We start from the raw sequence: 18428 nt of genomic DNA, 5'->3' as shown, positions 1-18428 counted from the left end.
TTTTGCCGGCAGCTGCTTCATGCGTTCACCTCCGGCAGATTTCCGCCGCTGCGCGCTGGCGGCAGCGCTTTCTCTTTCGGACTGTCCATGACCAGCTGTCCCTCTTTCAGCACCAGTATCCGATCCACCAGCGACAGAATCGCGGCGCGATGCGTCGCCACGATCAGCGTGCGGCCGTTCAGCCACGCGCCGAGGCGCTCAATAAACTCTTTCTCCGTGTGATCGTCGAGCGCGGCGGTGGGTTCATCCAGCAGCACGATATTGGGATCGCGCAGCAGCATGCGCGCCAGCAGCAGCGACTGCCGCTGCCCGCCGGAGAGGCCGGTGCCCCCCTCCATGACCGGGTGATCCAGCCCCAGCGGCAGGCGGCGAATAAATTCTGCTCCGCCGCTCACCGTCAGCGCAGAGAAGATGGCATCATCGGTAGCATGCGCCGCGCCGAGCGTCAGGTTTTCGCGCAGCGTACCGTGAAACAGACGCGCGTTTTGCGTCAGCAGCCCGACGTTGCGCCGCACGTCGGCCACGTCGATATGCGGCAGGCTGAGGTTATCAAGCCGCAGCTCACCGCTCACCAGATCCATGCCGCCCGCCATCGCCTGCAGCAGCGTGGATTTACCGGAGCCGTTGCGGCCCAGCACCGCAATACGCTCCCCTGGCTGAATGGTCAGGGATTTGATACGCAGCGCCATGGTCAGCGAGTCGCTGTAGTAGCGGAACATGGCGTCGGTGAACTGATAGTGGCCAAACAGCACGGGACAGTGGATACGCGTCTCATCGCTGCTGTTCTCAACCGGCAGGTTCATCAGGCCGTCGAGGCTGGTTTTTGCCGCTCTGACCTGCTGCCAGCGCGCCAGCACGCCGCACAGCGTCGCCATCGGTGCAATCATGCGCGAGGAGAGCAGCGACGCCGCGACAATCGCGCCGGTAGTGATATCGCCGTTGATCACCATCGGCGCGCCCACCACAATGACGCTGGCGTAAACCAGTCCCTGCACCGTTACGCCCCAGCTAATGAGCGAGTGCATCACTTTACGCATCGCGACGCCCGACTGCGCGGTGATACGGATATAGCTGTTCCACTGCTGCAGAAAGCGATCTTCCGCCTGCATCAGCTTGATATCCTCCAGCCCCTGCACGCTCTCCACCAGCACTGCGTTACGCAGCGTGGACTCTTTCAGCGCCTGCTGCGCCAGCTTCGCCAGTTTTTTCTGACTGAGCAGGCCCGGCAGCACCATCAGCAGCACCGCCACCGGGGCGATCCACGCCAGCTGCGGCGCAATAATCGCCATAACCAGCAAAAACAGCAGGAAAAATGGCATATCGACAATCGCCGTCACGGTGGTTGACGTCACCATTTCCCGGATCGCCTCCAGCTCACGCAACTGGGAGATAAAGGTGCCGGTAGAGCGCGGCACCACGCTGTTGCGCAGCCGCAGCGCATGACCAAACACCCGATCGGAGACGCGCATATCGGCGCGCTTGCCCAGCAGGTCGGTAACGTGATCGCGTCCCACGCGCAGAATATAGGTAAATACCACTGAAATGATCACGCCAGCATAGAGGACATAGAGCGTCGGATAGGATTGCGCCGGGATCACCCGGTCATAGACCTGCATCGAAAACACAATTCCTACCAGCGCCAGCAGATTGATCAAAAAGGACGCCAGCATCACGTAGCCGTAGGGACGCAGATCGTGCAGCACCAGCCGCCGCAGCCAGTCGGGGCGGACGGTAGCCAGGTAGCGGTCAACCCGGCTATCTTTCGCCGCCGCCACCGGTCGCAGCGCGGCCACCACGCGGAGGGCGGGCAGCAGATCGGTGAGCATCACCGGCGTCGGCTGTTCATCGCCGGAAAAGTGCACCCGAACGCGATCATCACCATCAAACGCCGTCACCACGCCGACCTGGCCATCATCCAGCTCAACCGCCAGCGGCAGGCGCCAGCGCGTGATCTCCCGGCTTTCTTCTGCAAACAGCTGCAGCGACAGCCCCGCCTGACGTGCCAGATGGCGCAGCGCTTTATCGCGCGTCTGTTTGCCCTGCCACTCCGCTGCCGCCATGATCATGCCTGGCGAACAGGGCAGCCGGTAGTGAGTGGCGATCTGAATAATGGCCGTGGCCCAGCCGTTAAGCGGCAGCTCGCCGCCGCTGGCGGGCTGGCTCTCAGGCGCGTCCGGAATTGGTAATTGGGTCATGGCTGGATCTCCACGGTCTGGATGCGCTGGTTATTGAGCGTAAAGGCTGAACGTATCTGTCCGGTGCTGTAAAGACAGTCGAGCTGCAGCGATCGCAGCTGGCTTACGGTCTGCTGTAGCGTAAAGCGGGTCTGCCACACCTCCTGTTCGGCATTGAGCACGTCCAGCAGCGGGCGCGTGCCGAGCTGCAGATACTGATCCTGATAGAGCTGGCGGGTTTTCTCGCCCAGCGCCTGCTGGCGCCCCATAATCGCCAGACTCTGCGACAGGCTGAGCGCCTCATTCTGCGACTCACTCAGCTGCTGACGCGCTTTCAGCCGTGCGGAATTTACCGCTGCGTTCGCCGCCTGCAGCGCACTGGCGGCGGCGTCGCGCGCGGCGGTAATCCCGCCGCCCTGATAAAGCGGCATTTCTACTTTGATAAAGGCAGAGTACTGCGTGCGGTCCAGCGACTGACTGCCGGCGTAGCGATCGTTGAGATAGTGGGTAACCTGCGGCTCCAGCGAGATAGTCGGCAGGTTCTGTGCGCTGGCGTTATCCAGTTTGGCCTGCGCCTGATTAGCCTGCGCCCACGCGGCCAGCACCGCCGGGTTGGTTTTGTCATCCGCTTTGCCACTGGCGCAGCCGCGAGTCAGCGTCGCGGGAAACTGGTCGCTGACCTGCTTTACCAGCGGCCAGCCCAGATAGGTGGCTAAAGTCGCGCGCCAGCGGTTAAGGCTCGCCTGATACTGTGTCAGGGTGGTGCGCGCGCCTTCGATACGCGCATCCGTCTGGGTCGCGTCGGAGAGCGAGGCGGCGCCCTCTTCATTACGCTGCCGCGCCAGCACGCCAATCCGGCTTAAGGCGCTGAGCTGATCGCGGGCAATCTTTACCAGCTGCTGATAGCCCTGCACCTGAACCAGTGCCGCTGCGGTATCGTGCGCCACGCTGTCGATACTCACCAGCACGTTAGCCTGCTCCTGCGCCACGCCCGCCTCAGCAGAGCGAACCGAGCTGCTGACTTTGCCAAAGTCATAAAGCATCTGCGACACCGACAGCACAAATGAGGGGCTGAAACCGCTGCCGCTGTAACTGTTGCTATAGCCATTGTTCATGCCCGCGCTGATTTGCGGATAATATTTTGCCTTTGCCACATCAACCTGATTCGCCTGCTCCAGCATGGTGCCGATCGCCTGCGCGATATCAGGATGCCACTGCACCGCACGCTGTACCGCCTGCTCAATCGTCAGGGTATCCGGTACGCTGCCCAGCGCCGGTTCGGCGACTTCGCCCGCGAGCGACGGCAGCTCCTGCTGCTGAACCAGCTCACTTTGCGTGATAGACCCAGCACGTATCAGCGTCTCACTGGCGGCACTAAGATGCGCACTGTAAAACAACAGAAAGCCCGCGCTTACTGCGGCGGGCAGAGAGGAACGGCGAAAAGGTGCGCCGGATTGCATCAGATCCATCGATTATCCACCAGTCAGAATAGAGAAAGGGCACCTCCTGTGCCCGTGATGCTTCCCTGCGTCACACACCACTATGCCGTGTGGTTTTGGTGCGGTTGCTGCAGCAGCTCCTCCAGTGACACGTTAACGCCTTCCAGCGTGATCAGCTGCGTAGTGCTGTAGCCCGTCCCGCTACCGTCACGATCGATTGAGAGCACGGTGCTGCCATCAGAAGTATGGTCCACTTTCACGAAATCATTAATATTACTTGTGGAATCATTCCATCCAATCAGCAGTTCACTGATATCAATCTTGTCTCCCTGTGCGACGTTAAAGTCGGTCCAGGTGTCGTGACCGTTGCCGCCAGTGGCGTCAGCGCGATCCAGCAGATGGTAGACCAGCGTATCCGCGCCGGCGCCAGCGGTGATGGTGTCATCGTAGGCGCTGCTGGTCAGCGTATCGTTTCCGCCGGTACCGTTAATGGTCGGGTGCAGCTCAATGGTGAAGCTGTGGCTGGTCAGGGTGCCGTCCCGGCCCGCCAGGGTGTAACTGAATACCTCCTTATGCGTAATGTTCTGGACGTTAACATCCGCATTGAGTGAGTAGGTGTAGCTCCCGCTGGCGCTGACCTGCAGCACGCCGAACTCACCGGCCACCTGCGTCATACCGGCCGCTCCCACCGTGGTTTCTGCCCCCAGAGCATTAGTGATGGTTAAGGTTCCGCTGTGCGTACTGGCGCTGTCAGCCCAGATGCTGCCGCTCGCGTCATGCTCAGCGCTGCTGCTTTCCGCCAGCAGGCTGGTGGCGGCAAACAGCGTGGCCGCCGGACCGTTATGCAGCGTTACCGTCAGCGTGGCGGAGGTCACAGCACCATTGGCATCGCGCACCGAGTAGGTGAATGTGTCTGCCGCTGGCAGGGTATCGATGTTCAATCCCGCTTTCAGCGCATAGGTGTAGTTACCTCGCGCATCCAGGGTCAGCGTACCGTAGCTGCTGGTGATCACCGTATTACCCGTGCCGGCAACCGTTGCGCCGCCCGCCGTCGTGACCGCCACGCCGGCAGGTACCGTACCGGCTATCGAGCTGGTGTCGTTCGCCAGCAGATTACCGGTGACGGTGGCCGCCGTGGTTACCGCCAGCGTGGTGTAGTCTGACACCGTGCTCACGGTAGTGGTGGGTAGTATGCTGAGGTTGGTATTCGCGCCGACCACTACCGCGTAGTTACCGGTACCCAGATTGCTGTAGGTGACGTTACCGCCGCGAATCGTTCCGATTGAGAGCAGAGAGCTGATGTAGTTGCTCTGCGAACTCACCAGCTGCCAGGAGCCGTTACTCAGCTGCGTGTAGAGGTTCAGCGAGTAGTTAGCCGCCACGCCGATGCTGTTCACTGAGCCGTAGAGCGTCACCGTGCGGAAATCGTCCTGACCCACATTGAAGATATAGGCGTTGCCGTTATTGAGCACGCTGGCGCCCAGTAGCGATCCGACCCCCAGGGTAAGCAGCGCCGTGTGTGAAGAGTTCACGGTGCCGTTATTGATGGTGGCCTGCGTGGTGCCGTAATCGACTTCGCTAACATCGTTGGTCGCCACAATGCGGATGGCCCCCAGCAGCGACGCCGATGGCGAAACGTTGCCCGCCCTGTCGCTCTGCGTCACCGAGAGCGTGGCACCGGTAGTCTGCGCTGTGCTCAGCGCCACTGACCAGCTGCCGCCGCTGCCCACCGTGGTGGTGCCGAGCGTGGCGCCGCTGGCGTCGCGGACCGTTACCGTTGCACCGACCTCACCGCTGCCGGTGACGCTGGTGCCGGCGCTGTTGATCAGCAATCCGGATACCGCCGCCGGTGGAACCGTGTCTACGGTGACGGTGGTCGCCACGTTGGTGCTGCTGACGTTACCTGCCGGGTCGGTCACCGTGGTGCTCAGGGTATGAGCCCCGTTGCTCAGCGCCGCGGTGGTAAAGCTCCAGCTGCCGCCCGTGCCCACCGTGACGGAACCCAGTGCGGTCGTGCCGTCAAAAATGGTCACCAGCGCGCCCGCTTCTGCCGTACCGCTCAGCGTCGGCGTGGTATCGCGCGTAAAAGCACCATTGGTCAGCGTTACCGGCGCGCTGCCCGCATCATCCGTAATAGTAAGCGTGCTGGCCGCCGGTGCCACGGTGTCAATCCGCAGCGTGATCGAAGCCTGTGGGCTGACGTTACCCGCCGCATCGGTCTGCGTCACGTTGAGCGTATGAGCGCCATTACCCAGCACTGGCGTAATGAAGTTCCAGCTGCCGCTGCCGCCAACGGTCGCGGTTCCCAGCAGCGTGGTGCCATCGTAAATGCTGACGCGTGCGCCCGCCTCGCCCGATCCGCTCAGCAGCGGCGTGCTGTCGTTGGTCACGCCATTATTGGGGATTGCGATTGCCGTACTGCCGTTGTTATTAGCCAGGGTGAGCCCGGTTACGGCAACCGGCACCGTGGTGTCGATAATCGCCGTCGAACTGATGCTGCTGCTGACGTTACCCGCGGCATCAGTGGCGGTGATGCTGAAGGTGTGCGATCCCTCGGAAAGTGCTGTTCCCGGCGTGAAGCTCCAGCTGCCGCTGCTGCTGGCGGTCACTGACCCCAGGACAGTCGTGCCGTCGCGCACAATCACCAGACTGTTTGCCTCGGCCGTGCCGCTCAGGGTTGGCGTGCTATCGCGCGTCGCGCCGCCATTTGCCACCGTAGTGTTGTTAATGTCATTTGTGACCACCAGCGTTGGCGCAGCAGGAGCCACGGTATCGACGGTAATCGATACTGCCGGCGTTGCAGGACTGACGTTGCCCGCGGCGTCACGTACCGTTGTGCTCAGCGAATGCACGCCGTTGCTCAGCGCAGCTGGCGTAAAGCTCCATGCGCCGTCGCTACCCGCAACCACCGATCCCAGCACCGTGCTGCCGTCATACACCGTGACGACCGCGCTCGCCTCCGCCGTTCCGCTCAGCGTTGGCGTCGAGTCATTGGTGACCGCGCCATTTGCCAGCGGTCCGGTCACCGGCGCCACATCGTCCGTAATCGTCAGGTTGCTGACCGCTGCCGGCGCCACCGTATCCACCGTCAGCGTAATGCTGGCTGGCGGACTGACGTTCCCGGCGGCGTCGGTTTGCGTCACGTTCAGGGTGTGGAGGCCTTCACTCAGCACCGGGCTGACAAAGCTCCAGCTGCCGTTGCTGCTGACAATCGCCGTACCCAGCGCAACATTACCGTCAAGGATAGTCACGCGCGCACCCGCCTCGCCAGAGCCGGTCAGCAGCGGCGTGCTGTCACTGGTCACGCTGTTATTGGGAATAGCGATCGCCGTACTGCCGTTGTTGTTGGCGGCGGCCAGGCCGGTAACCGCGCCCGGCGCAACGGTATCAATAATCGCCGTGGAGCTGACGCTGCTGCTGACGTTACCTGCTGCATCGGTAGCGGTGATGCTGAAGGTGTGCGAGCCCTCAGAGAGCGCCGTAGCAGGAGTAAAGCTCCAGCTGCCGGTACCGCTGGCGGTAACAGAACCGAGTATTGTGGTGCCGTCGCGGATAATCACCAGACTGTTGGCCTCAGCGCTGCCGCTCAGAGTTGGCGTGCTGTCGCCGCTTGCTGCGCCATTCGCCACCGTGGTGTTCGCCACGTCGTTGGTCACGACCAGCGTTGGCGCAGCCGGCGCCACGGTGTCCACGGTGATTGCCACCGTGGGCGACGCCGCGCTGACGTTGCCTGCTGCATCACGGACCGTAACGCTCAGCGCATGCGGACCATTATTCAGCGCGGGCGAAGTAAAGCTCCACGCGCCGCTGCCGTCGGCCACAGCGGAGCCCAGTACTGCAGTGCCATCATAGACGGTGACCACGCCCCCCGCCTCTGCCGTACCGCTCAGCACCGGCGTGGTGTCATTGGTCACGGCGCCGTTAGCCAGAGGTCCGGTGTTCGGCGCAGCGTCATCGGTGACCACCAGATTGCTCACTGCGGCTGGCGGAGTGGTATCGACCGTCAGCGTCAGCGTCGCATTCGGGCTGACGTTACCGGCCGCATCGCTGGCGGTAACGTTAAAGGTGTGTGCCCCCTCTGCCAGCGCCGGCGTGACAAAACTCCACGCGCCGCCGCTGCCCGCCGTTACCGATCCGAGAACGGCATTGCCGTCGCGGATCGTCACCACGCTGCCCGCCTCTGCCGTGCCCCTGAGCAGCGGCGTGGCATCGCTGGTAGTGCCGCCGGCGGCAATTGCCACCAGCGCGCTGCCGTTGTTGTTAGCCGCGCTCAGGCCGCTCACGGCGACCGGCGCCACGCTATCCACGATCAGCGTGGTGCTGGTCGCGCCGCTGATGTTGCCCGCCACATCGGTGGCGGTGACACTCAGGGTATGCAGTCCCTGGCTCAGCGTAGTGCTGACATAGTTCCAGCGTCCTTCCGCATCAGCGGTCACCGAGCCCAGCACCGCGGTGCCGTCGCGTACCGTGACAATAGCGTTCGCTTCCGCTACGCCGCTTAAGGTCGGCGTCGTATCGCTGCTGTAGCCACCCGCCGGTATGGTTGCGCTGGTCACATCGTTGGTTACCACCAGCGTTGAGGTGGCTGGCGCAGTGGTATCCACTACTACGGTAAAGTTCACCGGATCGCTGCTGCTGCCCGCAGCATCGCGTACCGTGACGCTGAGCGGATGCGTGCCTTCACTCAGCGCGGCAGGGGTGAAGCTCCATGCTCCCTCGCCGTTTGCCACGACCGATCCCAGCACCGTAGTGCCTTCGCTGATCACCACTACGCTGTTTGCCGCAGCGCTGCCGGAGAGCGTTGGCGTGGTGTCGTCAGTCGGCGTACCGCTGGTCAGCGGCCCCTGAATCGCACCCACGTTATCCGTTACCGTCAGCGCCGTGACCGGGGCAACCGCTGCGGTCAGCACTGTAAAGCTGATATCGCTCGCCGGGCTGACGTTGCCCGCCGCATCGGCGGCGCTCACGCTCAGCGTGTGTGGACCATCCGCCAGCGCGGCGGTGGTAAAGCTCCATGCGCCATTGGTGCCGGCGGTGACCGATCCGAGCACATCGTTGCCGTCACGCACCGTCACGATGCTGCCCGCCTCAGCGGTGCCGCTCAGCTGCGGCGTGTTGTCGCTGGTGGTGCTGCCAGCTGCGATAGTCAGCGGCGTGCTGCCGTTGTTGTTGACCGCCGTCAGGCCGGAGATGGCCGCAGGTGCCACGGTATCCACCACTACCGTGGTGACAGCAGAGGCGATACCGGTATTACCAGCCACATCGGTGACGCGCACGCTCAGGGCGTGGCTGCCCTCACTCAGCGCGGCAGGGGTAAAGCTCCAGGCGCCCGCGCCGCTGGCGGTAGTGGTACCGAGCAGCGTGGTGCCGTCATACACGCTGACCGTGGCGTTTGCCTCTGTGGTGCCGCTCAGCGCTGGCGTACTGTCGTTAATGGTTGCGCCGCTGGTGAGCGGCGTAGCCGAATCACCCGCGGTGACATTCACCGTGCCGGCCACAGGGGCGACCGTATCAACCGTAATGTTCAGCGCGCCGGAGCGATCGCTGACGTTGCCCGCCGCATCGGTCACCGTCACGCTGAGCGCGTGCGCGCCCTGGCTCAGCAGCGGCAGCGTGGTGCTCCATGCGCCGTCGCCGTCAGCAGTGACCGTAGCGATTACCGTATTGCCATCGTAGATGGTCACCAGACCGCCCGCCTCCGTGGTGCCGCTGAGCTGTGGCGTACTGTCGTTAGTCACGCCGTTATCCGTCACCGGCACCGGCGTGGCACCATTGTTATTGGCCGCCGCGAGATCGGTTACGACGTCGGGCACAACGGTATCGACGATGAAATTAATCACCTCTGACGGATCGCCAGGATTGCCGGTTTCATCCGTGCTGACTACAGAAATCGCGTGTGCGCCTTCAGCCAGCACCGGATCTGGCGTATAGCTCCACTGTCCGTTCGCGTCTATCGTCAGAGTAGCCAGCACTGTACCGTTATCAGAAATGGTTACAGTGCCATTTGCCGGGCCCGTTCCCTGCAGGACCGGCGTGTTGTCACGGATATCAGCCCCGTCTGTTACCGTTACCAGCGTGCTGCCGCTATTATCGGTGATCTGCAGCGTGCTGTTGACCGGTGGCAGATCGGCTTCAATCGTCAGCGTAAAGGCGCCGGTAGCCGGGCTGACGTTACCCGCCGCATCGGTCACGGTGAACGTAAAGCTATGCACGCGGTTTGACAGCGCGGCATCTGGCGTAAAGCTCCAGCTGCCGTTTTCGCCAGCGGTGGCCGTTCCCAGCAGCACGTTGTCGTCATAGACCGTTATCGTGCTGCCCGCCTCCGCCGTGCCGCTGAAGGCCGGAAGATTATCATCAGTGATCGCGCCTGACGTCAGCGGACCTTCAGCGCCGCCGACGCTGTCGGTGACAAGCAGATCGTCAATTGCCTCCGGCACTGCCGTGTCGATAGTGATGGTAACCGGGCCGGTAACCGGGCCGGTGGTGCCCGCCGCGTTGCTGACCGAGACGCTGAAGGCGTAAGTCGCATCGTCCAGCGTCGCGGTTTCATAACGCCAGACGCCGTTCTCACCCACGGTTGTGGTGCCAACGATGGCTCCATCCTGAATGATATTCACCACCGTGCCGGCAACGCCGGTTCCGCGCAGCACCGGCGTGCTGTCGTTAGCGAAGCCGTTATTCGCTACCAGCAGCGGCGTGGTGTTGGCGTTATTGTAAATCTCAAAGCTCAGCACCGCGGCTGGCGTGCTGGTATCGACCGTGAAGCTGACCGTCGACGCCACCTCACTGATATTGCCCGCTACATCGGTGGCGGTCACCGTCAGAGTGTGCGCCCCCTCTGCCAGCGCGCTGGTATTGAGGCTCCAGATCCCCTGAGGATCGGCGGTGGTTCTGCCAACTTCCTGCTCACCGTCATACACAATGATGGTCGCCCCCGCCTCTGCGGTACCGCTGATTAGCGGCGTCGCGTCAGGGGTTACGCTGTTACTATTGATAGTTACCGGCGTCGCTTGTATATCATTCTGCAGCAGCAGATCGCCTGCCGGCTGTGGCGCAGTGGCATCAATGTTGATGGTCAGCGCGTCGGACGGTGCGCTGACGTTGCCCACCTCATCGGTGACCGTGGCGCTCAGCGTGTGCTGGCCGTCGGTCAATACCGGTGAGCTGAAGCTCCAGCTGCCGTCGCCGTTCGCCGTCACCGAGCCAATCACCACGCCACCGTCATACAGCGTAATCAGGCTGTCAGGTTCCGCGGTGCCGCTCAGCAGCGGCGTATTGTCCGTGGTCAGCGCGCCGTTTGTCAGAGGCTGCGGCACCGTGCCGTTGTCGTTGCTGACCACCAGCGATGTGGCATCCGGCAGCGTGGCGTCCACGGTAAAATTGACAGGCTCAGAGGCCGGACCGGTGTTGCCAGCCGCATCGGTCACGGTGGTAGTAAGGCTGTAGCTGCCATCATCCAGCGTCGGCAGCTGATAGCTCCACTGTCCGTTGCTGCCGGTGGTCACGCTGGCCAAAATTGCGGTTCCGTCCAGAATCGTCACTACGCTGCCCGGCTCTGCGGTGCCGCTGAGGAATGGCGTATTATCCGTAGTGATACTGCCGCTGGCGATCGTCACCGGCGTGGTGCCATCGTTATTCGTCAGCGCGATATTATCCGCCACCTCCGGTGGTGTGGTATCAACAATTGCGTTAAAGGTCACCGGTGCACTGATATTGCCAAGCGTGTCAGATGCCGTGGCGCTAAAGATGTAGCTGCCGTCTGACAGCGCGGTGGCTGGTGTAAACTGCCATTCTCCCTGCCCGTTTACCGTGGTGGATCCCAGTAGCGTACCGTTCTGATCAGTAAGAGTGATAATGCTGCCCGCATCCCCGCGACCGCTGAACAGAGGCGTGCCGTCATTGGTGAGGCCACCGTTGGGAACCGCTACCGGCGTGGTGCCGTTATCGTTGCTCAGCGTCAGCTGCGTAACGGCGGAAGGTGCAGTGGTGTCCACGGTAAAGGCGATCGGCGTGCCCGGCGCGCTGCTGTTGCCGGCGGCGTCGGTTACCGTCACGCTCAGACTGTGCGGGCCATCGCTGAGGATCGGCGAGAAGCTCCAGTTGCCCTCCGCATCAGTCGTAGTGGTCCCGAGGATCAGATTGCCATCAGACACGACAATAGTGCTGCCAGGCTCTGCCTGACCGGAGAACTCAGGCGTGTTGTCGCTGGTGGTGGAACCGGATGTAATCTCCTGCGGCGTGGTGCCGTTGTTGTTCACCAGCGCGATCGCACTGGCCGCAGCCGGTGCGACCGTATCCACGGTAAAGGTGATTGTGGGCGAAGCGGGGCTGGTGTTCCCGGCTGCATCGCTGACAACAGTGCTCAGATTGTGCTCGCCCTGCGCCAGCGTGCCGGTCGTGAACTGCCAGCTGCCGCTGCTGCCCACAGTAACCGAACCAATTTGCGCGGTACCGTCATAGATCAGTACCACGCTGCCCGGCTCGGCTGAACCCAGCAGCTGCGGCGTCGCGTCATTGGTCACGTCACCGCTGTTGATCGGCACCAGCGTACTGCCTTCATTATTGTTAACCAGCACGTTCTGCGCCGCTTCCGGTGCCTGCGTATCCACGTTAATCGTGGTTACTGCCGAGGCCGGACTGACGTTGCCCGCTGGCGTGGTCTCCGTAATGCTCAGCGCATAGCTGCCATCATCCAGGGCTGCGGGCGTATACTGCCAGCCGCCATCGCCACCGGCTACCACGCTGCCGATAGCCGTGCCGTCATTATAAATAGTGATCAGACTGCCGGCGGCGGCCGTCCCGCTGAGCTGCGGCGTACTGTCGCTGGTGTAGCCGTTACTGGCAACCGGCACGCCTTCGCCGGAAGTGACGGAGAAAGCAGGTGCAGCCGGCACGCTGGTATCCACCGTCAGGGTCACAGAGTTGCCCGTGGCGCTGACGTTGCCTGCGGCGTCGGTCGCGGTGGCCCGTAAGGTATGTGCGCCATCGGTCAGGACCGTGTCGCTAAAGCGCCAGGCCCCGTCTGCGTCTGCCCGGACAGAGCCGATAGCGGTTGTTCCGTCATAGAGCGTTACCAGGCTACCCGCCTCAGCGCTGCCGCTCAGCACCGGTGTGGCGTCGTTGGTGACGCCGGTGATCGGTGCGTTATTATCATCCCTCGCAGTCAGGTCGACTACGGCGCCAGGGGCTGTGGTATCGATGGTGAAGTTATATGCAGGGGAGGCCGCGCCGGTGTTACCGGCGGCGTCAGTGACCCGCGTGGTCAGGCTGTAATCGCCTTCAGCCAGCGGCGCATCTGGCGTAAAGCGCCAGCTTCCGTCACTGCCTGCAGTGACGCTGCCCAGTACCTCGCCGTTGTTATACAGGGTCACGATGCTGCCCGCTTCCGCCGTGCCGCTTACCACCGGCAAGGTGGTATTAGTCGCACCGGCCTCGTCGACAGGGCGCGCCACGCCGCCCGCCTCATTACTGACCTGCAAAGCCTCTGCAGCTTCGGGTGCCGTTGTATCAATGGTGAAATTCAGCGGTGCCGATGGCGCGCTGACGTTGCCCGCCAGATCGGTCACGGTAGTGGTCAGGCTGTAATCGCCCTCAGGCAGCGGTGCCTCTGGCGTGAAGCTCCAGTTGCCGTCTGTATCGGCGGTTACGCTGCCCAGCACCGTGTCGCCATTGGAAACGGTGATCAGCGCACCCGGTTCGGCGCTGCCGCTCAGCACCGGCGACGTCGTGTTGGTCACGCCGTTATTAACCGGCAATGGCGTTTCGCCGTCGTTGTTACTGAGCTGCAGTTCGTCTGCCGCCGCCGGCGGAATAGTATCAACGGTAAACACCAGCGCAGCAGAAGGCTCGCTGACGTTACCCGCCGGGCTGGTTACCGTAGCCGTCAGGCTGTGCTGACCTTCGCTCAGCGGCGACTCTGGCGTAAAGCGCCACGTACCGCCGTCATTCACGACCACGCTGCCCAGCACCGTGGTGCCGTCAAGTACCGTTACCGTGCTGCCCGCAGCCGCCGTGCCGCTCAGCACCGGGGTGGTATCACTGGTCGTCCCGTTAGTGACCGTCACCAGCGTGCCGCTGCTGTCATTGCTCAGCACCAGATCGTCCGCCACCGGCGGCGGCGTGGTGTCAATCGTAAAGTTAAGCGGTTCAGACTCATCGCCGCGGTTACCCGCCGCATCCGTGACCGTAGTAGTCAGGCTGTGCGGTCCGGCTGCCAGCGGCGTTTCCGGCGTAAAGCGCCACGCTCCGGTGCTGTCAGCGCTGACGCTGCCCAGCAGCGTGCCGTTATCATAGACGCTGACCGTGCTGCCTGGCTCAGCGCTGCCGCTCAGCGCCGGCGAGGTGTCGTTAGTTACGCCTCCGGCGTTGATGGCATTACCGTTTTGATCGTTACTCAGCTGCAGGCCGCCTGCTGCAGCGGGCGGTGTAGTATCAATGGTCAGCACCAGCGGTGCAGAAGGCGCACTGCTGTTCCCTGCCGGTGAGGTGGTGACGGCCGTCAGGCTGTGCTCGCCGTCTGCCAGCGGTTCGTCGGGGGCAAAACTCCAGCTTCCCCCCTCTCCCACGGTAACGGAGCCCAGTACCTCATCCCCATCTGAAATCGTCACCAGGCTGCCTGCGGCCACGCCGCTGCCGCTCAGCAGCGGCGTGGCGTCATTCGTCAGGCCGTTGTCAACCGGAACCGGCGTACTGCCTTCATCGTTAGCCGCCTGCAGAGCTGCGGGTGCCGCGGGTGCAGTCGTATCGATGGTAAACACCACTGGCGTGGACGCAGCCCCGCTGTTACCAGCCGGATCGGTCACAACCGTGGTCAGGCTATGTTCACCTGGCTGCAGTACCGGTGAGGTAAAGCTCCAGCTGCCGTCGCTGCCGGCTGTGGTGCTGCCCAGCACGTTACCGTTATCAGAAACGGTGACGGTACTGCCTGGCTCAGCGCTTCCGCTGAGTACCGGCGTAGTGCTGTTAGTAATGCCAGTAATTTCGCTACCGTTTTGCCCGTTGCTCAGCAGCAGATCGCTGGCGCTCTCTGGTGCCGTGGTATCGACAACCATATTAACCGGCGCACTGACCGGCCCGGTGTTGCCCGCCGTATCGGTTACGGTGGTGGTAAGCGCGTGCGGGCCTTCATCCAGCGGCTGCGGCGGCGTAAAGCTCCAGCTGCCGTCGCTGCCCGCCACGGTGCTGCCCAGAACGTCGCCATTATCGGAAACGGTGATGATGCTGCCCGGCTCGGCGCTGCCGCTGAGGGTCGGCGTGGTTTCATTCGTGGCACCACCCGCCGGCAGCGCGTTACCTTCCTGATTGTTCAGCTGCAGACCGCTGGCGGCGGCCGGTGGCTGCGTGTCTACCGTTACCGCCACCGGGTCGGAAGCGGGGCCGGTACTGCCGGCCGCATTGGTGGCCGTGCTGGTCAGCGCGTGATCGCCATCGCTGAGCGGCGGCGTGGTATAGCTCCAGTTGCCGTCAGCATCCGTGGTCGTAGTGCCAAGCACTGTGTCACCGTCGCGGACGGTCACTGTGGAGCCAGGCTCCGCGGTGCCGCTCAGCGTCGGCGTAGTGAGATTGGTGCTGCTGCCTGGCGTAACCGGATCGCCATTCTCATTGCTGAGCTGAACGCCGGACGGCGCGGCAGGCACGCTGGTATCAATGGTAATATTAACGACCGGTGATGAGGTCTCTGTTCCTGCTGCGCTGGTGGCAACCGCCCGGAACGCATAGGTGCCATCGGCTAACGCGGCAGGCGTAAAGCGCCACTGGCCGTCACCGTCTGCGACAACGCTGCCCAGTAGCGTGGTACCGTTATAGAGTCTGACCACGTCGCCAGCGGTGGCGACGCCGCTCAGCACCGGGGTGTTATCGCCGGTGCTGTCGTTATTTGCCAGCGGAGCCAGCGTGCTGCCGCTGTCATCGGTTACCTCCAGTGAGCTGGTTGCCGGCACGCTGCCGGCATCAATCGCCAGCGTAAACGCCGGTGATGCCGGGCTGACATTACCTGCAGCGTCGGTCACGGTGGTGGTAACGTTATGCTGGCCGTTGCTCAGCGCTGGCAGCGTCAGACTCCAGCTGCCGTTGCTATCCACAACGGCGCTGCCCAGCAGCACGTCGCCGTCATAAATGCGCACCACGCTGCCCGCTTCGGCTGTGCCGCTCAGCGTCGGCGTGTTGTCATCGGTGAGCTGCCCTGAAGCCAGCGGGCCGGTGCTGCCGCCTGCGTTATCAGTGACCTGCAGATTGCTGACCGCCGCTGGTGCGACTGTATCTACGGTAAAATTCAGCGGCGCAGAGGCGGGGCTGCTGTTGCCAGCCAGATCGGTCACGGTGGTGGTCAGGCTGTGGCTGCCCTCACCCAGCTGCGGCGTGGTAAAGCGCCAGCTGCCGTCGCTGTTGGTGGTCACGCTGCCCAGCACGGTATCGCCATCACGAATCGTCACCAGCGCACCCGGTTCCGCTGTGCCGCTCAGCACCGGCCGGGCGTCGTTAACGGTGCTATCCGGCGTGATGCTGACCACGGTGCTGCCGTCACTGCCGCTTAGCGTCAGCGCATCAGCCGCTGCCGGTGCCACGCTGTCGACGGTGATATTCAGCGGTGCGCTTTGCGTGGCGTTGCCTGCGGCATCGGTGGTAAGCAGGTAGAAACTGTGCAGCCCCTGGGACAGGCCGCGCAGGGCAAACGACCACTGGCCGTTGCTATCAGCGACAACGCTGCCAATTTCAGTGTTTCCGTCAAAGAGCGTAATCAGGTTGCCCGGGGTGCTGACGCCGCTCAGCGTTATCTCCTCGCTGCGCGTGGTCGCGCCGTCGGTCAGCGGCTGCAGCGTATTATCACCGGTGGTTACTGCTTCCAGCGGCGTCGTCGCTGGCGGCAGATCCGCCTGGACGTTAAGCGTGAAAGGTGCGCTTGCCGGACCACTGTTACCGGCCGCGTCAGTGCTGATAACGGTGAAGCTGTGCGCGCCGTTGCTGAGCGCAGGGGTGGTAAACTGCCAGCTGCCGTTAACGTCAACCAGAGCCACACCGAGCAGTACGTCACCGTCGTAGATGCTGACCGACGCGCCCGGCTCTCCGCTGCCGCTCAGCACGGGCGTGCTGTCATCCGTGGTGGCGTTTTGTGCCAGCTCAACCTGGCTGTCGCCCGCGTCGTCAAAGACCCGCAAATCGGTTATCGCCTCCGGAGCCGTGGTATCGACCGTCAGCTGCAGCGGAGCGGAAGCGGGGCCGGTATTGCCTGCCGCGTCCGTCACGGTAGTGGTAAGAGTATGGCTGCCTTCACCCAGCGCCGGGGTGGTAAAACTCCAGCGCCCGTCGCTGTCTGCAATAGCGCTGCCCAGTACCGTCGTGCCGTCACGTACGGTGATGATGCTGCCAGGTTCAGCGCTGCCGCTTAACACCGGCGTGGTATCACGGGTCGCGCCATTCGTGGCAATTGGCACGAGCGGGCCGCTGTCGTCGCTGCTGAGCAGCAGATCGCTGGCGGCGGCTGGCGGCACCGTATCAATAGTAATGGTCAGCGTGACGGATGATGTGCTATTTCCGGCGGCATCGGTGGCTACCGCGCGGAAGGCGTAGCTGCCGTCCGGCAGCGCTGCGGGCGTAAAACTCCACTGCCCGCTTGCGTCGGCAAGCGTGCTGCCAAGTACGGTCGTGCCGTTATAGAGCGTAACCAGCTCATTGGCACCCGCCAGGCCGCTCAGGGTTGGAGTCGTATCACGCGTGCTGGACCCGTCCGGCAGCGTACGCAGCGTAGGGCTGCTGTCATCGGTGATTTCCAGCGTGCTGCTGGTAGGTGCGATGCCTGCGGCGACATTGATCACGAACCCGCTGGTTGCGGGGCTGACATTGCCTGCCGCATCGGTGACCGTCACGCTCAGCGTGTGGCTACCGTTATTCAGTGCCGGTGTGGTAAAGCTCCAGCGCCCGTCTGCTCCCGCCGTGACGCTGCCAAGCAGAACGGAGCCGTCATACACTTTAACCACGGCTCCCGCTTCCGCCGTGCCGGTCAGCGTGGGCGTATTGTCATCGGTGGTTTGCCCGTTAAGTAACGGCCCCTGGCTGCTGCCGACATTATCGCTGACCACGATATTTCCAGCCGGAGCGGGTGCGGTGGTATCGCCGTTACCGGGATCGGTACCGCCATTACCTCCGCCGTTATTGCCGCCACCTCCGCCAGGATTGTTGCCTCCGTTACCGGGATTGGTGCCGCCGCCGGAATCATCCGCATCATCGCCACCGCCGCCGCCACCGCCGCCGCCGCCGGTCGCAAACAGCGCCCCGATACCGGCCAGGGCCGCGCCACCGATACCGAAGGCGGCAATCGTGCCGTTATCCGTTACGTTTTCTGCCAGCAGACCTTCTGTACTGTCGATTGACACATACTGAAAGCCCTCTGTGCCGGGATCCTCAACCCACCAGAGCGCACCGCGGTCATCTTGCAGGACCAGATCGCTGTCGCCATTGGCGCTGTAAAAATCATGAATAACAAGTGTTTCACCTGATTTAGTTGTTACGACTAAATCGTTACCATTGCGTGTGAAAGTCTTAATGTCAGCCTGATTCAGGTTAAGTTTAACCACACTGGGTGCGGTCAGCGTAATCTGAGTACCGCTCACTTCGTTAGCAATCGTCCCACCTTTGGGCGTGATAGAGATATTGTTCATGTTATCGGGATCCCGCGCAGATATAAGTTTATGAGCGTTACTGGCACGCCCGGTATCATCAGATACCGCTTGCTATCGCAAGTAATTCAGGGAATTACTCACATCCTTCATCGGCTGCTCTTATTCCGGTAAAAGAGTAAGCGCAGCGCAGAATAGGTTTA

Annotated in this window: 3 protein-coding genes; all 3 read right to left on the bottom strand. The window is 62.8% G+C overall.

Features of this window, described 5'->3' with window-relative positions:
- Nucleotides 1–17: 17 nt before the first annotated feature.
- Complete coding sequence (locus F3I15_RS15470) at nt 18–2195, bottom strand: type I secretion system permease/ATPase (protein ID WP_150018521.1); 2178 nt, start codon at nt 2193–2195, stop codon at nt 18–20.
- Nucleotides 2192–3643, bottom strand: coding sequence for a TolC family outer membrane protein (locus F3I15_RS15465; RefSeq protein WP_150018520.1), 1452 nt, complete (start codon nt 3641–3643; stop codon nt 2192–2194). Before F3I15_RS15465 ends, F3I15_RS15470 begins: the two co-directional genes overlap by 4 nt.
- 71 nt (nt 3644–3714) lie before the next feature.
- A complete protein-coding gene (locus tag F3I15_RS15460) occupies nt 3715–18267 on the bottom strand; it encodes an Ig-like domain-containing protein (protein ID WP_150018519.1) in 14553 nt (4850 codons plus the stop codon).
- Nucleotides 18268–18428: the final 161 nt, after the last annotated feature.

Source organism: Pantoea sp. M_9 (assembly GCF_008631385.1).
GTDB lineage: Bacteria > Pseudomonadota > Gammaproteobacteria > Enterobacterales > Enterobacteriaceae > Pantoea > Pantoea eucrina.
The sequence above is the reverse complement of the archived record's forward strand: the minus strand, read 5'-3'. Positions and strand labels throughout refer to the sequence as shown.